Origin of the sequence: Ruminococcus sp. FC2018 (assembly GCF_000621805.1) — a bacterium.
Classification (GTDB): domain Bacteria; phylum Bacillota; class Clostridia; order Oscillospirales; family Ruminococcaceae; genus Hominimerdicola.
The window spans coordinates 164792-187310 of sequence record NZ_JHXH01000005.1; the positions used below are offsets into that span (position 1 = coordinate 164792).

Consider the following 22519-nt stretch of genomic DNA (forward strand, 5'->3'; position numbering starts at 1 on the left):
TAGACAAAACAAACACCTCCCCGGGCGGTTCGCTGCAGGGCGGCTGCCCGGGAACTTCTCCCCCTTACTTAGCCGGAGTCAGGCGGAGATTTGTTATAATAATTTTCTTCTTCCTTCCACAAAAATACGAAAGACTGCCGTAAAAATGCGGCAGTCTTTTGTTTATGCGCCTTTTCAGGAAATTGCGAACTGAGAATTGTAGAGTTGTGCGTAAAAGCCGTTTTTATCCATAAGGCTTTTGTGGTCGCCCTGCTCGATAATGGTCCCGTCTTTCATAACGATTATGGTATCCGCTTCTTTTATGGTGGAAAGGCGGTGGGCGATTATAAAGCTCGTTCTGCCCTGCATTAGCTTGGCAAAGGCGTTCTGGACAAGTATTTCCGTTCTTGTGTCGATCGAGGAGGTGGCTTCGTCCAGAATGAGCATCTGTGGAACACAAAGCATTACACGTGCGATGCACAAAAGCTGTTTCTGCCCTGCGGAAAGGGTGGAATAGCTGTCGGAGATGACCGTATCGTAACCCAATGGCAGACGCTTTATAAAGCTGTGGCAATAGGCTGCCCTGGCGGCGGCGATGATCTCCTCGTCGGTGGCATCGGGCTTGCCGTATGCGATATTTTCACGTATAGTGCCTGTTTTCAGCCAGGTCTCCTGGAGCACCATGCCATAGCCTGCACGCAGGGACTTTCTGGTTACATCCCGTATGTTTTCGCCGCTTACTTTTATCTCCCCTTTGTCGGTGTCGTAAAAGCGCATAAGCAGGTTTATCATTGTGGTCTTTCCGCAGCCGGTAGGTCCCACGATAGCGGTGCGCTGACCTTTTTTAACGTGCAGGTCAAAGCCTTGTATAAGCGGCTTTTGCGGGGTGTAGGAAAAGTCTACCGAGTCAACATCCACGCTTCCGTCGATTTTTTCAAGGACTTTTGAGCGGCTGTCGTCGGGTATTTCCTTTTCGCTGAGCAGAGAGAAAACCCTGTGAGCTGATGCCAATGCGCCCTGGAGCTCGGTGATAACGCCGGATATTTCGTTGAAAGGCTTGGTGTACTGGTTGGCGTAGGTGAGAAAGCTGGAGAGCTGACCTACGGTCATGCCCCCGGAAAAGACCGTAAAGGCACCTACGATACCTACGCCTGTGTAAACAAGCCCGTTGACAAATCTTGTGGTGGGGTTGGTTAGACTTGAAAAGAAAATTGCTTTAACGCTTACCTTTGAAAGCTCCTGGTTCAGCTCCTGCATACGCTGCTGTGCCTGCTGTTCATAGCCGAAAGCACTGACGGTTTTCTGGTTGCCCGTCATTTCCTCGATAAGTCCTGTAAGCTCGCCTCGTGCAACAGACTGCTTATGGAAAAGCTTATAGGTGTTGTCCGATACGAAGCGTGCCACAAAAAGCGACAGCGGAGTTATAAGCACTACCACAAGGGTTATTTTCAGGTTAATGGTCAGCATAAAGATAAGGGTGCCCACGATGGTGCAAAGTCCTGTGAAAAGCTGGGCAAAGCCCATGAGTAAGCCGTCGGAGATCTGCTCCACATCGGTTATCACTCGGCTTATAAGGTCACCGTGAGGGTGGGAGTCAATATATGAAAGGGGCAGCTTTTCAAGCTTTGCAAAGGCTTCGTTCCTCAGATCACGGACGATATTGAAGGTGATCTTGTTGGTACACACAGTCATGAGCCACTGGCAAAGTGCGGTGACTGCCACGGTGACAAGCAGAATAATGATGATGGGGATAAGCTTATCAAAGTCCACATCACCTTTGCCCACAATAACGTCCACGCCCTGACCTATAAGGATAGGAGCATATAAGGTCGCACCGACGCTTATCAGGGCAAACACAAGAGACAGCGCAAACAGGCTTTTATACGGCGATGCATAACCCATAAGGATCCGCAGCGCCTGTCTTGAATCGCTGCCTTTTTTGGGAGAAAGCTTTTTATCAGCCATGCTGTGCCACCTCCTTTTCGGAAAGCTGAGACAGGCATATCTCTTTATACACGCCACAGTTTTTATAAAGCTGAGCATGGGTACCTATGCCTGCGATCACGCCGTCGTCAAGGACTATTATTTTGTCTGCGCTGCTGATGGAGGAAATACGCTGGGAAACGATAAACACGGTCATGCTGCCTGCTATTTCGCTAAGCGCCTTGCGCAGCTTTGCGTCGGTGGCAAGGTCAAGGGCGGAGGCGGAATCGTCAAGAATAAGTATTTCCGGGCTTCCCACCAGTGCTCTGGCAATGGTGAGTCTTTGCCTTTGACCGCCCGAAAGATTTTTGCCGTCACGGAGTATCTCAAAGTCAAGCTGTCCGTCCTTTTGTCTGACAAACTCTGATGCCTGGGATATATCAAGCGCCTGCCATATCTGTTCATCGCTTGCGGTACTATCACGCCACTGCATATTTTCACGTATCGAGCCCTTGAAAAGCACGGCTTTTTGGGGCACGATACCTATTTTGCCACGCAGCTGCCCGAAGGGATAGCTTTTAACGTTTACCCCGTCCACCAGAACGCTGCCTGAAAAGGCATCGTAAAATCTTGGGATAAGGTTTACCAGGGAGCTTTTGCCCGAGCCTGTGCCGCCGATAATTCCTACAGTCTCTCCGGGGGCTGCTTTAAAGCTTATATTTTCAAGGATATGCTCTCCGGAGCCGGAATATCTGAAGCAGACGTTATCAAACTCCACCTTTGCTGCGCCGTTTACAGGTGCAGCCGGTTCATTGCCGTTGTCGGAAACGGAAGTCTGTACGTCAAAGACCTCATTTATCCGCCCTGCGCAGGCGTACATTTTTGTAATATTGGTAACCAGCAGGGCTACCGCCAGAAGGGCAAGGAGTATCTGGTTCATGTAGTTTAAAAGTGCGATGACCTCACCCTGGGTTATGCTGCCTGCATAGACAGTCTTTCCGCCGAACCAGAGTATTGCGGCTATTGCAAGGTTCACAAGCACATATGTGGCAGGGTTCATTATGGCAGATATCCTGCCTGCGGTGAGCTGCATTCTGCGAAGCTCCTCGGAATTCTTTTCAAACTCCGCCTGCTCGTCTTTCTGGCGTGAAAAGGCTCTTACCACTCTTGTACCCAGCAGGTTTTCCGAGGTTATAAGATTTGTTTTGTCAAGGGTCTTTTGTACCTTTTTATAGCGGGGAATGGTGGAGGACATTATCTTATAGATAACAAACGCAAGCGCAGGGGACATTATCAGGAATATAAGCGTGAGTCTGACAGATATGGTAAACGCCATTATCACCGAGCCAAGGACGATAAACGGAGAGCGCAGAAAGAGGCGCAGTATCATATTCACGCCTGTTTGCGCCTGGTTGATGTCCGAGGTCATTCTTGTTACAAGGGTATGGCTTCCGAGCTTATCTATCTCGGTATACGAAAGGGTGCCTATGTGCTTGAAAAGCGCAGTACGAAGCTCCTGTCCGAAGCCGACAGAGGCTTTGGCGGCAAAATACTGGGCGGTCAGCGAGCAGCTCAGCCCCAGTACCCCAAGCAGCACCAGTATTCCTCCTCGCCACAGAATATAGGACGAGTCCTGATTTTTTATGCCCGTATCGATTATGTCCGCCATAATAATGGGGACGGCAAGCTCAAAGCAGGCTTCTATAAGCTTGAACAGGGGACCGATAATGCTTTGCAGCTTATAGTTTTTCAGATATTTTGCCAGTCTGAACATTTATCGGTCACTCCTTCCCGGTGATTTTTGTCAGGAAAAAAGCGGAGAAAGCTCCCCGCTTTATGCCGCTACTTCTTACGGCTGAATAAACTTTTGATTTTTGCCCACAAGCCCTTTTTCTGTACCGCTTGCTGCTGCTGCGATAAGTCGGCTGCAGCAGGTTGAGTTGGCTGGACTGGCTGGGGCGCAGGCGCTGTAACAAGCTCCGGTGCGCTTTCATATGCCATGGCAATAAATTTCTCCTGGGCGCAGCAATGGGCGCTGCTGTCAAATGCCCGTACATATGTACCGTCGGGCTGCATTATCCTTGCTTTGACGTTGTCGTGCATTTGTATATCAAAGTAATCAAGCACACGCTTTTTTATGTCTTCATCAAGGATAGGTGCGGCAACTTCCACACGGCGTGTGGTGTTCCTTGTCATATAGTCGGCGCTGGAGATATAGACCTGTTTTCTCACGCCAGCGCCGAATATGTAAATTCTTGAATGTTCAAGAAATCTGCCCACAATGGAACGTATGGTTATATTATCGGAAACATCCTTTACCCCTGCAACAAGGCAGGAGATACCTCTTATCACAAGCTCCACTCTTACGCCTGCCTGGGAGCACTCTATAAGCTTGTCGATTATCACCTTATCGGTGAGAGAGTTGAGCTTAGCGGCAACATACCCCTCGCCGCCTGCTTTTGCAATGGCGATCTCGTTGTCCATGAACTCGATGACCTTGTTTTGCAGGCATTTCGGAGCCACAAGGAGCGTTTTTGCGTTCTCCACCAGCTCACCCATGGAAAGTGCTCTGAACACCTGGGCGGCATCGGCTGCGATGTCGCTGTTTGAGGTCATAAGACAAAAGTCGGTATACAGCTTTGCGGTCTTTTCGTTATAGTTTCCTGTGCCCACCTGAACGGTGTATTTAGCCTGACCGTCCACGCTTCTGGTTATAAGGCAGAGCTTGGAGTGTACCTTCATTCTCGGCGGTCCGTAGATAACATGGCAGCCGAATTCCTCAAGGGCTTTTGACCAGCCGATATTATTCTCCTCGTCAAACCTTGCACGAAGCTCCACCAGCACAACGACTTCCTTGCCGTTTTCGCTTGCTTTGCACAGTGCTCTTACTACCTTTGAGTTTTTGGCGACTCTGTAAAGCGTCATTTTTATGGACACTACCTGCGGATCCTCTGCGGCTTCGCTGAGCAGTCGTATGAACGGGTCGATGGACTCGTAGGGATATGACAGCAAAAGGTCATGCTTATCGATCTGTGATATCATCGGTTCCAGCTGATCCACCACAGGTGAACGCTGGGGCTCAAACTCATCAAAGAACAGTCCCTTTTTGCTCTGAGCCTTGCCGAAAAGGTCACCCACATAGGACATATCAAGGGGGGCTTTTTCAACAAACACCTGTTTTTTGGAAAGCTCCAGTCTTTCACAAAGGGTATCTATCACGTTGTCCGAAAGATTTTTTGATATCTGGAGTCTGACGGGGCAGAGCCTTTTGCGCTTGCTTATGACAACGGACATATTCTGTCTGAAGTCAAGCTCGGAATCGTAGCTTTCGTCCACGTCGATGTCTGCGTTTCGTGTCACACGCATAAGGGCTTTTTCTTCAACCTTATAGTTTTCAAAAATGCTGTCTGCATAGTGGGAGATTATCTCCTCCACCAGCACATAGTTTATATCCCCGCTGTTTTCGTCGGGAACAAACACCACACGGTCAAATTTATCTGTACAGGATATCATGCCAAGGGACTTTGTACCCTTTGCACTAAGACGGGTGATGACGTAGATGCTTTTATTTGCAAGGAAGGGGAACGGGTGACGTTTATCTATGATGTTGGCGTTGAGAAACGGCTTTATCTCATAGGCATAGTACCCTTCGATAAATTCCATTTCCAGCCGTGAGAGGTTTTTGATGCTGCGGTGGTGTATACCCTTTGCCTTCAGCTCCTTCATCAGCGCTTCAAAGGACCTGTCTCTGACGGCAACAAGCTCTCTGACTCTGGCGAATATCGCACTGAGCTGTTCAGAGGGGCGCATTTTGGTCTTATTATCCTTCTCGTCGTCGTCCACAAGGGAGGAATCGTAAAGGGAGCCGACTCTGACCATAAAAAACTCATCAAGGTTGCTGGAATATATAGATTCAAACAGCAGACGCTCCATAAGGGGCACGCTTTCGTCCTGTGCCTCCTCAAGCACACGCTGGTTGAATTTAAGCCAGGAAAGCTCTCTGTTGTCAAAGACCTTTTTACTCATGGTGGTTATCTCACTTTCATAGGGGCGGAAAACGCCCGTAATGTTACATTGATATTGTAATATATACGCCGTGAAAAGTCAAGCAATAGGGGACCGGTCCTCCCAGGCGAGGCTCCTTTTAACAGCCTTTTTCCAGCCTGCTCTCAGACAGCTGCGCTTTTCGCTGTTCATGGAGGGGAGGAACTCCTTGGAGATGGCGCATATCTGGATTATCTCTTCCTTTGAGGACCACACTCCGCAGGCAAGACCTGCAAGGAAGGCTGCGCCGGTGGCGGTGGACTCTACGTTTTCAGGTCTGATAATGCTTCTGCCAAGGATATCGGACTGGAACTCCATTATAAAATCGTTGGCTGATGCACCGCCGTCAACACGGATAGTATTAAGGCTGCCGGTGTCCTCTGCCATGGCGTCGATAACGTCGGCGGTCTGGTAGCAGATAGCTTCAAGGCAGGCACGGACGATATGCGCTTTGCCGGAGCCTCGTGTGAGCCCGAAGATACTGCCCCTGGCATTAGGATCCCAGTAGGGTGTGCCCAGCCCCACAAAGGCGGGTACCATATAGACTCCCGCTGAATCTTCAACGCTGCGTGCAAGCTCCTCGGTCTGGGCTGCGGAGTCAATAAGTTTAAGCTCATCTCTGAGCCATTTTACAACTGCGCCTGCTACGAACACGGAGCCCTCAAGGGCATAGCTTATCTTTCCGCCGATACCCCATGCGATAGTGGTAAGCAGTCCGCTGCGGCTTTTCACAGGCTCGGAGCCTGTATTCATCAGCAGAAAACCACCTGTTCCGTAGGTGTTTTTAACGTCGCCCTTATTGAAGCAGCATTGTCCGAAAAGTGCTGCCTGCTGGTCGCCTGCACAGCCGCATATCTTTATTGGAGCACCAAACAGTGAGCTGTCTGTTACGCCTATCTCACCGCTTGAATCCACCACCCTGGGCAGGATACACTTTGGTATTCCCAGAAGTCCCAGTATCTCATCGTCCCACTGAAGGGTGTGTATGTTGAACATCATAGTTCTTGATGCGTTGGTATAGTCGGTGGCATGGACCTTGCCGGCGGTGAGGTTCCATATGAGCCAGGTATCCACCGTACCGAAAAGCAGCTGTCCGTTCTGCGCTTTTTCACGTGCGCCCTCCACGTTGTCAAGAATCCACTTTACTTTTGTAGCGGAGAAGTAGGGGTCGATGACAAGTCCTGTTTTATCGCTGAAAAACTTTTCAAGCCCCTGCCGGGTAAATCTGGCGCACATATCGGCGGTACGTCTGCACTGCCACACAATGGCGTTATAGACAGGCTCGCCTGTGGTTTTGTCCCATAAAATAGTGGTTTCACGCTGGTTGGTGACACCGATCCCGCTTATCTCCCCGGGGGTGATGCCTGCATCTTCTATGGCTTGCCTTGCAACATCAAGCTGGCTTTGCCAGATATGCTTGGGGTCATGCTCCACCCAGCCGCCTTTTACGAATATCTGGGGAAATTCCTTCTGACAGCAGGACAGCTTTTCGCCCTTTTCGTTGAATATCAATGCTCTTGAAGATGTTGTACCCTGGTCAAGGGAAAGTATGTAACCTTTCATAGTTTTATCCTTTCATATTTACAGAGGGTCGTCGGAATTGCGGTGGGTCTGATATTTGACTTTGTCGCCCTCTTTGAGATCTTTCCATTCGTCCAGGCTCCGTTCCAGCTTTTGTTCGTTGCCTTTATCGTCCTTTATTATCACCCAGTATTTGCCTCTGCGGCTGCCCTGCCGTTTATCGCCGTACTTTGGCGAATCAACTTTCTCGGGCAGGTCTGTTTCTGCCCATTTCGGTTCGTGGTCGTCGGCGCTTGTCCGCAGAACATCGGTCTCTTTCCATTTGTCTATGTCGTAATAATACTTGGTGTCATATACAGGCTCTTTCCGGTAGACAGGCTCTTTGTAGGTCTTGTTCTCGTAGACGGTCTTGTAGCGGGGCGTTTTTACCTCTTTGTACTGCCCGTTGCCCATATCCTTATACTTGACATCGTAGCCGTCCTTTACCTGTTTGGCGACCCTTTTGGTTTTGGTCTCGTAGTGGTCGAGGACTTGCTTATAAGAGCGCACTTCACGATTTGACGAGACGACGGTGCCGCCGCTCGGCACGTTCCAGCCGTTTTCACGGTATGTATTATACTCCTCGACGCCTATCTCCTGCTGCCAGCCGAAGCTGATGACCTCGCCCTCACGATCGACGGGCTTCTGGTACCAGTTGAGTGCAAATATGCCCAGCGCCGCAAACAGTATCAGCCCGAACAGCAATTTTAATGCGCTTGAATTCTGCCTGTGTATATAATCTTTTTTCGGCCGCTGCTTTTGCCGGCGTTCCGGCTTTGGTTTGGGAGTTATCGGCTCGGGGTCGGGCTGATAGCTGCCGAGGGCATCGCTTTTTTTTGCGCCGCAGCTTTCGCAGACCTCAGCCTGCGCAGGATTCTGCGTTCGGCAATAGGAGCAAAGCCAGTTCGCCTCGTTGTTTTCCTGCTCTTTATCGACGTATTCGATCGGTTTTGACGTGTCCATAAAGAACCGCACATCGTTGGGTATCGACGTTCCGCATTTGGGACAGTCCTTGTGATCTGCACGGACGGTCTCTCCGCAGTACGGACATTTCCAGTAGCCCCATACGTTCACTGTTTACACTCCTTTATACTTATACATCATACTACATACTACTAATAATAATACTATGATTTGGATCACTTGTCAAACATTACGCAGGATTTCCTTAAAAGTCCCATATTATGTACATATCAGCCTTGCAAAAGATGTACAAATGTGCTATAATCATAGCGATATAGCATTGTAAAAAAGGAAGTGACACAATGGCAAAGGTGAAAAGCTCTTATGTGTGCAGTCAGTGCGGATACGAAACTGCAAAATGGAACGGAAGGTGTCCCGGCTGCGGCGAATGGAACACCCTTGAGGAGGTTGAGGTAACTGTAAGAGCAGGCTCAAAAGCCCGCAGTGTTTCAGCGGTAAAAGACGTTTCGGACAATATCGTTAACATAAACGGCATAGATGCCAGCTATAACGAGAGCCGCTACATGACAGGGCTTAGCGAGCTGGACAGAGTGCTTGGAGGCGGGCTTGTAAAGGGTTCGGTGGTGCTTCTCGGAGGCGAGCCGGGAATAGGAAAGTCTACAATACTGCTTCAGATATGCAGCTTTATCGGCAGGGAGCACACTATACTTTATGTGTCGGGCGAGGAATCTCTCAGGCAGATCAAACTCCGTGCGGACAGGCTTGGGGTGGACAGCGAAAATCTGTATCTTCTTGCCGAGACCGACTGTGAGAAGATCTGCAATGTTATTGTCAAGCAGCAGCCTGAGGTAGTTATCATCGACTCCATTCAGACCATGAGCATGGCGGAGCTTAACTCGGCTCAGGGATCGGTGACACAGGTGCGGGAGTGTACAAACGTGTTCACACGCACGGCAAAGTCAGAGGAGATACCAATGTTCATTGTGGGTCACGTGAACAAGGACGGTGCTATTGCAGGTCCTAAGGTCATGGAACACATTGTTGATTGTGTGCTTTACTTTGAGGGGCAGAGGAATCTGACATACCGTATCCTTCGGGCGGCAAAAAACAGATTTGGCTCAACTAATGAGATCGGCGTTTTTGAAATGGCTGACAAGGGGCTTTTGCAGGTGGAAAACCCGTCGATGCTCCTGCTGGAGGGCAGACCGACCGATGTTTCCGGCACCTGCGTCGCCTGCATTATGGAAGGCACAAGACCGCTTATGGCAGAGGTACAGGCTCTGGTGTCAAAATCTGCCCTTTCAACACCAAGACGCACAGCAACCGGCATAGATTATTACAGGATGTCAATTATCATTGCGGTTCTGGAAAAGCGGCTGGGCTACTTCTTCGGCGGGCTTGACGTGTATATCAACATTGTTGGCGGCTTGAAGCTGGACGACACGGCGGCAGACCTTTCGGTGGCTATGGCGCTTTATTCCAGCCTTACAGATAAGATAATTGACAGCAAGACGATAGCTTTCGGTGAGATAGGTCTCGGAGGTGAGCTGCGCACAGTCACACATATCCCACAGCGTATTGCCGAAGCAGAGCGAATGGGCTTTGAAAAGGTTATTTTGCCCGCACATTCGCTCAAAGGCGTGGGAACAGGCAAGTTTGGCATAAAAATAATCGGCGTACACTCGATAAAAGAAGCGTTCAAGGAGATATAAAAGTAAACTTTATGTAAATTTTCGCAAATTTCTTGACTTTTCCTTTATTATATGGTATGATACATAAGCCGCATATTTACGGTAGAACAAGTTCGGAGTATGCTTCGGCACCGTACATAGCGAGATCAAATTAAAGGCAGGTGCATATTGAATGTACGCAGTAATCGAAACAGGCGGAAAGCAGTATCAGGTCAAGGCAGGCGATGAGGTATTCATCGAGAAGCTTGATGTTGAGGCTGACGACAAGGTGACTTTTGACAAGGTCATGATGATCGCCAATGATGAGGGTGCAGCAACTGTAGGTGCTCCTTATGTTGAGGGTGCTACTGTTAGTGCAAAGGTTCTCAAGAACGGTAAGGCTAAGAAGATCACAGTTTTCACTTACAAGCCTAAGAAGGGCGAAAAGAGAAAGATGGGTCACAGACAGCCATACACAAAGGTACAGATCGAAGCAATAAACGCATAATCGATGATAAAGGCTGATTTTTACCGAAGCAGCGAGGGAAGACTGCTTGGCTTTGAGGTTTCGGGTCATGCGGGGCTTGCCGATGAGGGACAGGATGTTTGCTGTGCAAGCGTGTCCTCTGCCGTTATGCTGGCGGCGAACACAATAACCGAGGCGTTTAAGATCAGCGCTAAGGTAAGTGTTGAAGAAAACGACATTATGCTGAAGCTGGGAAGCGATCCGCAGGGCGAGGGCGACAAGGTGCTTTTAGGACTTCTGACGCATCTTTACCTGATGCAGGACGAGTTCCCGGGCTATGTTTTGGTCAAGGTCCACGACAGGTGACTTTGACGGTGAAATTACATTTTTGGAGGTGTAATTACAATGATAAAGATATCTATGCAGTTTTTTGCTCATAAAAAAGGTATGGGTTCCACAAAGAACGGCCGTGATTCTGAGGCTAAGAGACTTGGCGTCAAGAGAGCTGACGGACAGTTCGTTCTGGCAGGAAATATCCTGGTAAGACAGAGAGGAACTCACATCCATCCGGGCGAGAATGTTAAGCGTGGTTCAGACGACACACTTTTTGCTACAAGTGACGGCGTTGTAAAGTTCGAGAGACTTGGCAAAGACCGTAAAAAAGTATCTGTTTATCCACAGGCTTGATTTAATGAAAACTACCGACCCCGAGCTTGAGGCTTGGGGTCGAATTTGTGTGTCGGGCATTCTTTGCCTGATGATTGAGGAGATTCTTCTGAAAAGATTGTTTTCAGATTTTCTTTTTAAGCTCTCAGTCATTTTCGGCGCTTGGGCTATATGCCCAAGCACCGAAAATCATTAAAAGTTTTAGGAAGGGAGTTTGAGGGATGACCCTTTTTCAAAAGGGTTTCCCTCAATTATCCGACAAAGGAGGCAGGAAAGTTGTTTGTCGATAGTGCCAAGATATATGTCAAGGCCGGGGACGGCGGTGACGGAGCGGTATCGTTCCACAGGGAAAAATATGTAGCTGCGGGCGGTCCTGACGGCGGTGACGGCGGAAAAGGCGGCGACATCGTCTTTAAGGTGGACAATAACCTTTCCAGCCTTATTGATTTTACCTATAAGAGAAAATATGTTGCGCAAAAGGGCGAGAACGGCTCGTCAAAGAACAGCTTTGGAAAGAGCGCACCTGATGTTGTGATAAAAGTTCCGAGGGGAACGGTGGTCAAGGAGTTCAAGACCGGACGTATCCTTGCGGATATGTCGGGGGACGAACCTGTGGTCATTGCAAGGGGCGGCAAGGGCGGTCGTGGAAACGCTCACTTTGCCACTTCAACAAGGCAGATACCAAAGTTTGCAAAGCCGGGATTCAGGGGCGATGAATATGAGCTGCTGCTGGAGCTGAAGCTTATTGCAGACGTGGGTCTTGTGGGATTTCCCAACGTGGGCAAATCCACGCTTATATCAGTGGTCTCGGCGGCTAAGCCGAAGATCGCAAACTACCATTTCACCACTTTGACACCTGTGCTTGGCGTTGTCAAGATAGAGGACGGCAAGTCTTTTGTTATGGCGGATATACCGGGTCTTATCGAAGGTGCCAGCGAGGGAGTGGGACTTGGTCATGAGTTCTTGCGCCACGTGGAAAGGTGCAGGCTTATCGTTCACGTTGTTGACGTTTCCGGCAGCGAGGGCAGAGATCCCATTGAGGACTTTGAGGCGATAAACAAGGAGCTTGCGGGCTTTTCACAGGAGCTTGCCGATGCACCTCAGATAGTTGCCGCAAACAAGTCGGACATGGCGACACCGGAGCAGATAGAGAGATTCAGAAAGTATATACAGAACAAGGGTCTGGCGTTCTATGAGATCTCGGCGGCAACGACGCAGGGCACCAGAGAGCTGACCTACGGAGTGTGGGAGGAGCTTGGCAAGCTGCCCCCGGTAAAACAGTTTGAGGCTCAGCCACTCACAAGAGAGGAGCTGGACGCTAAGCTGCTTTCAAAGAAGGATTTTGAGATCACGGTGGAGGACGGCATCTATTTTGTGGAAGCCGACTGGCTGTGGGATATAATCAGAGTTGCGGATATGGATGATTACTCGTCGCTGCAGTATTTTCAGAATGTACTGCGTTCCACCGGCATTATCGACAAGCTGGAGGAGATGGGTATAAACGAGGGAGACACGGTGGCTATATTCGACTTTGAATTTGAGTATGTACGGTAAGGAGGAGTTCCTACGCAGATCAAGCTTACAGACCATGATGCGCTGCAGTATTCACCTCTTGCTCTGGCGTTCATAGGGGATTCGGTTTATGAACAGCTTGTAAGGGAAAGACTGATCTTAAAGGCAAACACCACAGCCAACGCTTTACACACCATGGCGGTGGAAAGAGTCTGCGCCGAGTTTCAGGCGGCTGCTGTTCACAGACTTATAGACGACGATGTGCTCAGCGAGCAGGAAACAGAGGTCTATAAGCGGGGCAGGAACGCAAAGGGCATCAATCCGCCTAAGCATTCATCGGTAGGCGAGTACAGAAGTGCAACGGGGCTTGAAACGCTGTTTGGGTTTTTGAAGCTCACCGACAGGACAGACAGGATAGAGGAGCTTTTCTCACTTATATGGGAGAGAGCCGAAAAGGATAGTAAACAATAGCTTTACAGCATTAAGAAAATATAAGGAGTGAAAACAATGTCAGGTCATTCAAAATGGGAGAACATTAAAAGAAAAAAAGGTGCAACAGACGCTGCAAGGGCAAAGATATTTACCAAGATAGGCAGAGAGATCGCTGTTTGCGTTAAGGAGGGCGGTGCAGACCCTGCGGGAAATGCAAGGCTGCGTGACCTTATCCAGAAGGCAAAGGCAAACAATGTTCCTAACGATAATATCGACAGATGTATCAAGAAGGCTGCCGGTGACGGTGACAAGAACAACTACGAGTCTATGGTATACGAGGGATATGGTCCTTCGGGAGTTGCAGTTATAGTTGAATGTCTGACAGATAACAAGAACCGCACGGCGGGAGATGTCCGTCACTACTTTGACAAGTTCGGCGGAAACCTTGGTACATCGGGCTGTGTATCCTTCATGTTCTCTGACAAGGGAGAGATCGTTGTGGAAAACAACGGCGGCGATGAGGACAAGATAATGGAGGACTGCTTTGAGGCAGGTGCAGACGATTTTAACATTGATGACGATGTTATCGAGATCGCATGCGGTCCAAACGATGTTCATTCTGTAAGAGAGGCACTTTCTTCAATGGGCTACAATGTGCTGTCCGCAGAGGCAACAAAGGTGCCTTCAAACTACACCACTCTCACAGACGAGGAGGCTATCAAGAAGATGAATCTTCTGCTTGATGCCCTTGATGACAACGATGACGTTCAGAATGTTTACCACAACTGGGATATGCCTCAGGAGCCGGACGAGGACTAACAGAAAATAGATAAGACCCACACTCAGGTGTGGGTCTTTTTTTATGGGTTATTCCGGCTTGAAGGATTCCAGCCATTTGCATATGGAGTCATGGTATTTATCTTTATCGTCCCGGCTGCAGCAGCCCTCTATCTCGTAAATGGAATCTTCTGTGACAAGCACAGCGGTCACGATCCATACATCCTCGGAGCTTTTAAGGTACTGTTGTCTTACCTCGGCATATTCGGTTATCACCAGGTCGCCTTGCATTTTTACGGTCATTGACTGGTTATCCAGTTTCATTTTCTTTGAATTCTTTATCATATCCTGGCGGATCTTTTCAACGCCGCTTTTTTTCACAAGATCTTTTTCTGCCTCGTTAAGCTCTGATTTTGAAATGTAAACCGCAGCAGTATCGCAGACAAAAAATCCTATCTTTTTAAAGTCAGGGTCGTCCTCATGGATATTGTCGTTTTCCTCAAGTGCTTTTGGAAGGGTAATAGAGTAGCCGTCCTTTTTGACGCTTCGCCATGTGTCCTCGTCCAGGGGATCGCCGCTTCTGAGCACGAAGAAAAGAATAACGCCGGCTATGCACACCACAGCAAGGATCGCTGTCAGAACGATAATCCTTGTTTTGGAGCCGGACTGCTTCTTTTCAAGCGAAGCAAGATCCCGTCCGTCGGGGGTCAGTATTATTTCAGTCGCATCGTCTTTCTCTTTTTCCTGCACCTCATCACAGATCTCGCCGCAGGAGCATTCAGTTTCTCCCGGAGGGAGTTCACGTCCGCACGCTTTACATTTCACATCTGTCACCTCACACTGCTTTAATAAAAGAAAGTATACCATGCCGCAGCTGAATTGTCAACTTTTGCGGCTGCAAAAAAAGACCTGCACATCAAAGTGCAGGCCTTTGCGGTCTTATTTTGCCTTGAAAGAATCAGCCCATTTATACATTGCGTCGATATACTTATCCTTTTCGGATTCGGCACAAAAGAACTCGATCTCATAAGCGTATGTGTCGGTAACAAGAGTTGCATCCAGCATCCACAGCTTATCAGTATCCTTTATGTAGTTCTTTCTCTGAACAGGATACTCCACTGTAACAAGATCGCCACGGACCTTTGGCTCAAGCTGATGGTTGTTTATCTTTTTCTTTTTCAGATAATCAATGAAATATTGCTTTGTGCCCTCAATGCCCTTTGATTTTATCATAGCTGTCACGTTGGTGTTGTCATATTTTGCAAGGTATGCAGCTGTCTTGTCGCCCTTGTAGAAGCCCAGACGCTTATAGCCGCTTCCGATATCCACAATATTATCACTTTCCTTCATAGAGCTTGGAAGGGTAATGGAAAACTCGGCCTTGTCGATCTTTTTCCAGCTGTCCTCGTCAAGGGGATCTCTTCCCTTGATGAACTTATACGCCAGAAATCCTCCGCCGCCCAGAAGTGCAAGGATAAGTATCACTATAAGGATCTTTGCGCCAAGTCCCATGCCGGCTTTTTTCTGCAAGGAATAGATATCTCTTCCGTCGGGAGTAAATCCCTGCTGGAATCCGCCTTGTGGGAAAACACCCTGTGGAAAGCCGCCGCCCTGCTGCTGGAAACCGGTATCGCCTGAAAGGCTTATGGGGTGTCCACATTCACAGTACACCTGACCGGGCTGTGCTTCACGTCCGCAATATTGACATCTCATTATTTTTCCCCCTTTATTTTTATACAACGAAATTATAACACGAGGGAAACAAAATGTCAATAGTCATGGCGGGGCGGGGCTTCATTCAGTAAAGAAAATAATATACCACTCCGTAGATCACGCTTGCCAGAGTTCCGTAAAGGATGACAGGACCGCAGATGATAAATATCTTTGCGCCCACACCTGTGATAAACCCTTCGGTCTTGAACTCCACCGCAGGTGCTGCCACGGCATTGGCAAAGCCTGTTATGGGCACAAGTGCGCCTGCTCCTGCCTGCTTGGCAAACTTTTCGTACCAGCCAAGAGCGGTCGTAAGGGCGGAAAGGAATATCAATGTCAGAGACACAGACAAAGAAGCGGTCTTGCGGTCAAGCCCTGCATATTCGTAAAGATCCATAATGCCCTGTCCAAGGACGCATATCAGTCCGCCGAAAAAATACGCCTTGGGAACGGTCGTCCACCATTTTGTTCCGTGAGATGCTTTTTTGCACATTTGTGCATACTGTTCACTGGAAATACCAAGTTCCATAAAAAAACCTCCGTATAGCTCATTTGCTGTACACCGTAAAAAAGCGGTGCGTTGTCTTTGAGTTTATTATGCGGAGGTTTTATTATTTTATTCTGTTTTTTTGCTTTCCTTTTCTGCTTTTTCCTTCGCCTCAAGGTCTGCTTTTTCCTTTTCCTTGGCACGGGCAAGGTCTTGTTTCATCTGTGAAAGCGAGGGGAGCTTGTCCATAGTCAGGGTGACATTATTATTATAGATCAGCTGCAGGTCCTTTTCCGAGGTGAACTCCTGTGAAAAAGAACCGTCCTGCTTCATCAGGTAGCTTCCGCCCCATTGTCCCACAAAGGACCAGTATGCTTTCTCGTTGACCATGCTTCTTATTGTGGGCATAACGTCACATTCGGTCATTGCCGCAGGCTTTTTTCGGCTGATGCTTTGCAGGAAAAGCAGGTTGTTGATGCCGGAACCAGGGCTGTCGTTCTTATAGATATCGCAGGATATAATATCGCACATTGAGTCTCCCACGTACCAAGAGGCGTTCTGTGCGCTCCACACCCAGATAAGGTTGTTGAGCTTATGAAAACCGGTCTGTCTTTTATACACAAGCTCCCACAGCCATTTATAGGATGCAGCATCTTTGCCCCACCAGAAGTATCCGTTGCTTGCCTCGTGAAGAGGCCTCCAGATAACCGGGATACCTTTGCTTTGCAGCTTCAGCAGCTTCTGTGACACGGCATCTATATCCTTCACGATCTCAAGACATTCGCCGGATATCTTACCCTGGCTTTTAAGCTTTTCTATATCTGAGATCGGGAGCAGGGAAATGTCCTCCTTGGTGACCGCTTTTGAAAGGTCAAAGTCTGTTTCGGAGGCATAGCTGCTTTTTTTGCTCAAAGGGTCTTTCCAATGCCACATATAAGCAACGATACCGCCCATGGAGGAAAACTTTTCGGCGCACTCAAGGTCGTTATCGCAGGGAGAGCTGTCCCGGTCGGCTGCGTTCATAAGGTCTCCGAAGCGTATTGCAGGGCGTTTGCCTGTGGTTTTGCAGATCAGCTGGGATTCGGCAAGAGTGCCTATGGTATCGTGCTGTGCAAGCAAGATGTTTTTCCCGTAGACGCTGCACATATAGCTGTACAGAGCCTGAGCGTTCTCGTCGGCATTTTTGTTTGACAGAGCCGGCTTATCAAGGGCAAAGGATATCTTTGAGATGTCCTCGCTTGCGGTGACAGTACAGTAATCTATGTCCGCAGACGGGTCGGGTATCTCAATGCTGACGGTATGTCTGCCTTTTTCAAGGTATATATTTTTCACGGTTATTATCTCAAAGTGACCGTTTCCGGTGAAGGTAAAGCTGCTCAGCCGCTTTCCGTCGGCTGTGACGGCATTTTTATTCTTGCTGTCACAGGCGGCAGCCAAGCTCACGTTATAATACTGGTCCCGGGGCAGGTCAAATTCCAGCTGCCACTGACCCTGTGCGGATATTCCTGTAACATAGCCCTCGCCGCTGAAACCCTCACGCCGGTCAGCTTTTTTTGCGTCCCCGGAAAGCTTTGCACTTTCTGCCTGGATGGTCTGTGTAAAGGGCGTGTATTCAAGCTCGCTGCCTGTTATTTCCGCCTGTTCCAGACGGGGCGGCGGGGGTTCCGGGGTGGTGACGGTAGTGACGGTGGTGGTTTGAGTCTGTGAGGACTCATCGGTATTGACAGATGAGGGTATATCGTCTTTTTTTATATCGCTGCCGCAAGCTGCCAGACAGACAGCCATGGTCAGAGCCGTACACAGGCAAAGTCTTTTTTTAATAAGCAAGTCGCCTACATTCCTTTCAAATAATAAACTGCAAAGGTCAGTATAACATATTTTTCACCATGTTGCAAGTACAAACGATATGTTCAAAGAAATTATCGGGCGGTCAAAAATGACAAAAAGTGCGCCTTGTATATGCTAATATATGCTCACAGAATAAAAATATGAAAGGACTGGTGAAAATGGGAGTGGAGCTGATAAGCCGGGGGAAGGTGCTTTGCGCCAGGCTCAGCGGAGACATTGACCACCACGGCGCAAAAGAGCTTCGCAGAGATATCGACATCGCCATAGAGGAAAATTGTCCGTCGGAGCTTATTCTTGATTTTTCCGCAGTGACATTTATGGACAGCTCGGGGATAGGACTTGTAATGGGCAGATACAAGCTGATGAATGAACGGGGCGGAACGGTGACCGTGGCAAAGACCCCTGCGTACATCGGCAAGGTGATGCGGGTTTCCGGAGTGGGAAAGCTGGCAAAGATAGTGAACGAATACACCCTCCCCAAGGAGGATGAACAGGAGGTGATGAAAATTGAAACGACCAATCAATGATATGAAAGTCGTTTTTCCCAGTTTGTCTGAAAATGAGCGCTTTGCTCGAATTGCAGTCAGCGGTATCGTTTCTCTTGCTGACCCGAAAATCGATGAGCTTGCAGACATCAAGACCGCAGTCAGTGAGGCGGTCACAAACAGCATCGTTCACGGATACCCCGAAACGGTGGGAAAGATAGAGCTTACCGTGCGCTTATATGAGGACAGCACGGTGTACATAAAGGTCAGCGATAAGGGCTGCGGAATAGAGGATGTGCAGCAGGCAATGCTGCCCCTTTTCACCACCCGTCCTGATGAGGACAGGGCAGGACTTGGTTTTGCGGTAATGGAAAGCTTTATGGACAAGATAAAGGTCACAAGCAAAGTGGGCAGGGGGACAACGGTCGTTATGCACAAAAGGATAACCCCCAAGGAGCGCAAATGAGTCGTCCGCTGGCAGAGGAGAATCTGGGGCTGGTACATCTTTGTGCAGGCAGGTTCAAAAACCGTGGGATAGAGTATGACGAGCTGTTTTCTGCCGGCTGTGTGGGGCTTTTAAAGGCGGTGAAAGCCTTTGACTCTGACAGGGGAGTGCTTTTTTCCACTTATGCGGTGCCTGTTATCCTTGGGGAGATAAAAAGGCTGTTTCGTGACGGGGGGACGGTAAAGGTTTCCCGGGGCACCAAGGAGCTTTCGCTGAAGCTGACACGAATGGCGCAGCAGTATACGCTGAAAAACGGCTGCGAGCCGACTGTATCCCAGCTTGCACAGCTTTGCGGTGAGAGCGAGGAAAGGGTGGTGGAGGCACTCAACGCTTCGGCGGCACCTTTGAGTCTTACGGCGGAAAACGATGACGGGACAAGGCAAACGGACATACCTGTTGATGCACCTGACGAATGTATTGTTGAAAGGCTGGCGCTGAAGCAGGCATTATCGGGACTTGAAAAAAAGGACAGGCAGCTTATATATCTGCGCTATTTCAAGGAGCTTACCCAGACCCAGACCGCACAGATGCTTGGCATGACCCAGGTACAGGTGTCAAGACGGGAGAAGAAACTGCTTTGCGCCATACGGGAACAAATGGATACAAAATAAAAAAGGAGTTACCGCAAGGTCTGCGATAGCTCCTTTAATAGTTTACTGTTTATTCTGCCAGCTGTTTTGCTGCGGCTGGGTGTTGTTATAGTTCTGCTGTGGATAGGCGCCGTTGTAGCCGGTGTAATTGTAATTATTATACGGCTGCTGAGGCTGTTGGTAGGTATTCTGATATGGGTTCTGATACTGCTGCCGGGCGTAGCCGTAGTTCTGGTAGTAGGGCTGGGAATACTGATTCTGAGCGGTATAGTTATTCACTTGCGTATAGCCGTTTGGTGTATAGTAGTAACCCTGCTGCTGGTAAGGCTGTGTATACTGTCCCTGATATTGCTGAGGTGTATACTGCTGTGGGGTATAGGTCTGCTGTGGATACTGCTGCTGGGGATACATAGTCTGTTGCGGGTAGTATCCGTAATACCCGTAATTGGGCACAGGAACTCTGCCCACAAAGGTGGATCCTCTGGAGCATTTGCGCACATTGATTATTGCAAGCACGGTGGTCACCACAACAAATCCCAGGAATATGACTATTGCGCCCTCAAATGCGTTGACAAGCGAGATACTGAAATCATATGTTCCGTGGATAAGAAGTGGAACGAAGAATGACAGCAGCATATTCTTTGTCTTGCCGCTTTTATCTCCTATATACTGGCAGTGTTTTGCTTTTCCGAAGAACATTCCCATAAACACTGCATCTATGGTATGACCCGGAACAGACAGCAGAGCACGCATCAGTGCCACCTGGTAGGTGCCTATCCTGAGGACATACATGATATTTTCAAGCGTTGCAAAGCCCAGTGAGATTATTACCGCATAGACTATGGCATCAAAGGTATAGTCAAAGTTCTTGTTGTTCCAGGTCACCGTCCGCAGCACCAGGAACTTGCAGCCCTCTTCCCACAGGGCAACGATAAGGAAATACTGAACAAAGTTTTCCGCCACAGAGAGGTTCTCTTTGAACCCAAGGATCTCAATAAACAGACTTTCGCCGATGGCAGCGCCCACAACGGTGAGCACTCCTAAAAAGAAAAGTCCGATAAGAAGTCCGATAGGTTCCTTTTCCACCTTATCCTTATAATAGATATAGGAAAACAGGATTATGGTGGGCACTATGGCAAGGAAAATTAAAATGGCATTGCTGGGCATATTATCCCCCCCTGATAATTTTACATCAAACACAAGCAGATTATAGCATATTTTTTTCTGTTTTGCAACAGCCGGAAACTATTTTTCCGGATTTTTAAAAAGATAGCCCGAGATAAACCGTCTGTCCTGCAAAAGATCATCCATGCTGTCATACTCCCGGGGAGCTGTGTCGTCGTTATATCGGTTATAGACGGTAAGTTTCCCTGTGTCATCGCTTTGGAAGGCGACGGCATGCAGCCCCGAACCAAAGCGGTTGAATCTGTGCTTTGAATAGGTATTGACCCAGAAGGAAACTATGCCTATATGTGAGCTGCTTGCCTGTTTTATAAATTCGTCTTTGGTTTTCAGGTAGCTGTACTCTATCTTATGGGCATCAAAATATCTTCTTATCTTTCCGGGTGAGCTGCCGAAAAAGGTGGAGAAAAAAAGAAGGGACAGATGGTTAAGCTCAAATTCGCTGATAACGTCCGGCAGAGGCTGGGGCATTTCAAGCAGCTGCATTATATTATACACGGCGATTATCTCACAGCCGCAGTGGTGCATACAATTTCTCCCATAGCGCATCGTGCGCACAGGCTCGGTGTTTTGTCCGTTGATAAGCGAGGAGCTTATGCCCTCAAAGAGGGATCGGTTGTAAGCGTGGTTTGCACTTACGCTTTTTCTGCTCGTACTGCAAAATTGCTTCCATTTCCCTTTCAATACCCTCACCGCCTTTCTTCTAAAGATTATAGCACGGCTCCGAAAAATTGTAAAGGGCGAAAAAATGTAGAATTATACTTGCAATATGAACGGATGTATGATATACTGTGAATGAGCAAAATAAAAAATTATAAAGGAGTGTAAAACATCATGAGTATTTTTGACAACCTGAAAAACAAGGCTGCCAGCGGTATTGCAGGCGCAGTATCGGGCATCGGCAAAGAGACCGGACCTAAGACCATTACCTTTGAAAGGCTGCCGGAAAGCGTTGAGGAGATGAAGGCTCTGCCGCAGGGACAGCTCAAGTCTGTTTATGACACAGCTGCACTTACCGTTTGTGCTTTGTGCGCATATGCAGCGGCTCCACAGATCGGCATTGAGATGCTCAACTTCCTCAAGGGACCTCAGCCACTGTCACCTCACGAGATCCAGTTCCTGCGTGACCGCATTGAGGGCAAGCCATACAAGCCGTTCTCATTCTTCCAGGGTGCTACCCCGGATAACGACTACACCCCTTCCCAGCCTTACACAATTACTATCGAGACAAACCCTTACACTTATCAGAACGAGGGCTATGCAACTATGCATCTTCGTTCCGGCGGAGCGGACAGCCCACGTCAGGTACAGCTGAGACAGCAGGGCTCCACAGGTCAGTGGTTCCTCTGGGAGAACTTCCTTCTTTCCGATATCCGTGAGCCTAAGTCACAGAATCCCTGGGCGTAAGATCAATATTTACCTGACCGCTGAGATGTGAAATGCTCCCCTTTTGTTAGACAATGTGGTATAATAGAAATATACCAATTAGAAATCTAACGGAAGGGGGCATTTTTATGCCTAAAGGAATACCAAATAAGAGATACACACCGGAATTCAAAATCAAGGTTGTTGAAACGATGCACAAAGAAAAGTTGAGCCACAGGGAAGCAGCACGGGAATTCGATGTGAGTAATCATAATAGAGTCTCAGACTGGGAGCGCATCTATCTTGAAGAAGGCAAAGAAGGTTTTTATGTTGAGCGCCGAGGACGCAAGTCGACAGGCCGTCCTACAAAGCTAAAAAAGGAAGTCCAAGA

23 protein-coding genes are annotated in these 22519 nt (G+C 48.6%); 12 read left to right on the plus strand and 11 right to left on the minus strand.

The features are described 5' to 3' along the window. Positions 1 to 174: 174 nt before the first annotated feature. The 5 genes from T494_RS0105185 to T494_RS0105205 all read right to left on the minus strand — a co-directional run bounded on the left by T494_RS0105185 (position 175) and on the right by T494_RS0105205 (position 8580). Entirely contained in the window at positions 175 to 1881 is a 1707-nt protein-coding gene (locus tag T494_RS0105185; RefSeq protein ID WP_155984046.1) for an ABC transporter ATP-binding protein, read from the minus strand. A gap of 55 nt (positions 1882 to 1936) precedes the next feature. Then, positions 1937 to 3676, minus strand: a complete 1740-nt coding sequence (locus T494_RS0105190; RefSeq protein WP_028505379.1) for an ABC transporter ATP-binding protein — start codon at positions 3674 to 3676, stop codon at positions 1937 to 1939. Positions 3677 to 3744: 68 nt separating this feature from the next. Further along, positions 3745 to 5928, minus strand: coding sequence for a polyphosphate kinase 1 (gene ppk1 / locus T494_RS12390; protein WP_037343985.1), 2184 nt, complete (start codon positions 5926 to 5928; stop codon positions 3745 to 3747). A gap of 78 nt (positions 5929 to 6006) precedes the next feature. Beyond that, the gene (glpK, locus tag T494_RS0105200) at positions 6007 to 7509 is read right to left on the minus strand and encodes a glycerol kinase GlpK (protein WP_028505380.1); all 1503 of its coding nucleotides are present in this window, start codon (positions 7507 to 7509) and stop codon (positions 6007 to 6009) included. 18 nt (positions 7510 to 7527) lie between these two features. Then, positions 7528 to 8580 (minus strand): zinc ribbon domain-containing protein, encoded by a 1053-nt coding sequence (locus T494_RS0105205; RefSeq protein WP_028505381.1) that lies wholly within the window; start codon positions 8578 to 8580, stop codon positions 7528 to 7530. 191 nt (positions 8581 to 8771) lie between these two features. Here T494_RS0105205 and radA point away from each other — a divergent pair, with 191 nt between their 5' ends. The 7 genes from radA to T494_RS0105240 all read left to right on the plus strand — a co-directional run bounded on the left by radA (position 8772) and on the right by T494_RS0105240 (position 13995). Next, the gene (radA, locus tag T494_RS0105210; RefSeq protein ID WP_028505382.1) at positions 8772 to 10142 is read left to right on the plus strand and encodes a DNA repair protein RadA; all 1371 of its coding nucleotides are present in this window, start codon (positions 8772 to 8774) and stop codon (positions 10140 to 10142) included. Positions 10143 to 10293: 151 nt separating this feature from the next. After that, entirely contained in the window at positions 10294 to 10608 is a 315-nt protein-coding gene (gene rplU / locus T494_RS0105215) for a 50S ribosomal protein L21 (protein WP_028505383.1), read from the plus strand. A gap of 3 nt (positions 10609 to 10611) precedes the next feature. Next, positions 10612 to 10932 (plus strand): ribosomal-processing cysteine protease Prp, encoded by a 321-nt coding sequence (locus T494_RS0105220; protein ID WP_028505384.1) that lies wholly within the window; start codon positions 10612 to 10614, stop codon positions 10930 to 10932. Positions 10933 to 10971: 39 nt separating this feature from the next. Next, positions 10972 to 11253, plus strand: coding sequence for a 50S ribosomal protein L27 (gene rpmA, locus T494_RS0105225; RefSeq protein WP_028505385.1), 282 nt, complete (start codon positions 10972 to 10974; stop codon positions 11251 to 11253). Between the two features lie 255 nt (positions 11254 to 11508). Beyond that, complete coding sequence (gene obgE / locus T494_RS0105230; protein ID WP_028505386.1) at positions 11509 to 12786, plus strand: GTPase ObgE; 1278 nt, start codon at positions 11509 to 11511, stop codon at positions 12784 to 12786. Positions 12787 to 12858: 72 nt separating this feature from the next. Further along, positions 12859 to 13215 carry a ribonuclease III domain-containing protein gene (locus tag T494_RS0105235; protein ID WP_278244655.1) on the plus strand — a complete coding sequence of 119 codons (357 nt, stop codon included), beginning with the start codon at positions 12859 to 12861 and terminating at the stop codon, positions 13213 to 13215. 36 nt (positions 13216 to 13251) lie between these two features. Beyond that, complete coding sequence (locus T494_RS0105240; RefSeq protein ID WP_028505388.1) at positions 13252 to 13995, plus strand: YebC/PmpR family DNA-binding transcriptional regulator; 744 nt, start codon at positions 13252 to 13254, stop codon at positions 13993 to 13995. Positions 13996 to 14043: 48 nt separating this feature from the next. On the opposite strand, the gene T494_RS0105245 is transcribed toward T494_RS0105240, so the two are convergent. The 4 genes from T494_RS0105245 to T494_RS0105260 form a co-directional block, all read right to left on the minus strand. Then, positions 14044 to 14778 (minus strand): hypothetical protein, encoded by a 735-nt coding sequence (locus T494_RS0105245; RefSeq protein ID WP_028505389.1) that lies wholly within the window; start codon positions 14776 to 14778, stop codon positions 14044 to 14046. A gap of 114 nt (positions 14779 to 14892) precedes the next feature. Next, on the minus strand, positions 14893 to 15666 hold the full coding sequence (locus T494_RS0105250; RefSeq protein WP_028505390.1) for a hypothetical protein: 774 nt from the start codon (positions 15664 to 15666) through the stop codon (positions 14893 to 14895). A gap of 85 nt (positions 15667 to 15751) precedes the next feature. Further along, entirely contained in the window at positions 15752 to 16195 is a 444-nt protein-coding gene (locus tag T494_RS0105255) for a SpoVA/SpoVAEb family sporulation membrane protein (protein WP_028505391.1), read from the minus strand. Positions 16196 to 16282: 87 nt separating this feature from the next. Then, a complete protein-coding gene (locus T494_RS0105260; protein WP_081777228.1) occupies positions 16283 to 17980 on the minus strand; it encodes a glycosyl hydrolase in 1698 nt (565 codons plus the stop codon). A gap of 161 nt (positions 17981 to 18141) precedes the next feature. On the opposite strand from T494_RS0105260, the gene T494_RS12395 reads away from it, so the two are divergent. Genes T494_RS12395 through T494_RS0105275 form a run of 3 tightly spaced genes read left to right on the plus strand, consistent with a single transcriptional unit; the run spans position 18142 to position 19602 of the window. After that, positions 18142 to 18528, plus strand: coding sequence for an anti-sigma factor antagonist (locus T494_RS12395; protein ID WP_242836391.1), 387 nt, complete (start codon positions 18142 to 18144; stop codon positions 18526 to 18528). 1 nt (position 18529) lies between these two features. Continuing rightward, positions 18530 to 18952 carry an anti-sigma F factor gene (spoIIAB, locus tag T494_RS0105270; RefSeq protein ID WP_037343990.1) on the plus strand — a complete coding sequence of 141 codons (423 nt, stop codon included), beginning with the start codon at positions 18530 to 18532 and terminating at the stop codon, positions 18950 to 18952. Further along, entirely contained in the window at positions 18949 to 19602 is a 654-nt protein-coding gene (locus T494_RS0105275; RefSeq protein ID WP_028505394.1) for a sigma-70 family RNA polymerase sigma factor, read from the plus strand. The genes spoIIAB and T494_RS0105275 overlap by 4 nt, the downstream gene beginning before the upstream one ends. 42 nt (positions 19603 to 19644) lie before the next feature. On the opposite strand, the gene T494_RS13395 is transcribed toward T494_RS0105275, so the two are convergent. Continuing rightward, complete coding sequence (locus T494_RS13395) at positions 19645 to 20748, minus strand: PrsW family glutamic-type intramembrane protease (RefSeq protein WP_051540113.1); 1104 nt, start codon at positions 20746 to 20748, stop codon at positions 19645 to 19647. 78 nt (positions 20749 to 20826) lie between these two features. Further along, a complete protein-coding gene (locus T494_RS0105285) occupies positions 20827 to 21447 on the minus strand; it encodes a hypothetical protein (RefSeq protein WP_028505395.1) in 621 nt (206 codons plus the stop codon). Positions 21448 to 21597: 150 nt separating this feature from the next. Here T494_RS0105285 and T494_RS0105290 point away from each other — a divergent pair, with 150 nt between their 5' ends. Further along, positions 21598 to 22170, plus strand: coding sequence for a hypothetical protein (locus T494_RS0105290; RefSeq protein ID WP_028505396.1), 573 nt, complete (start codon positions 21598 to 21600; stop codon positions 22168 to 22170). 107 nt (positions 22171 to 22277) lie between these two features. Then, positions 22278 to 22519, plus strand: a 242-nt coding sequence (locus T494_RS0105295) for a transposase (RefSeq protein WP_028505397.1), incomplete at its 3' end; no start/stop codon positions are given.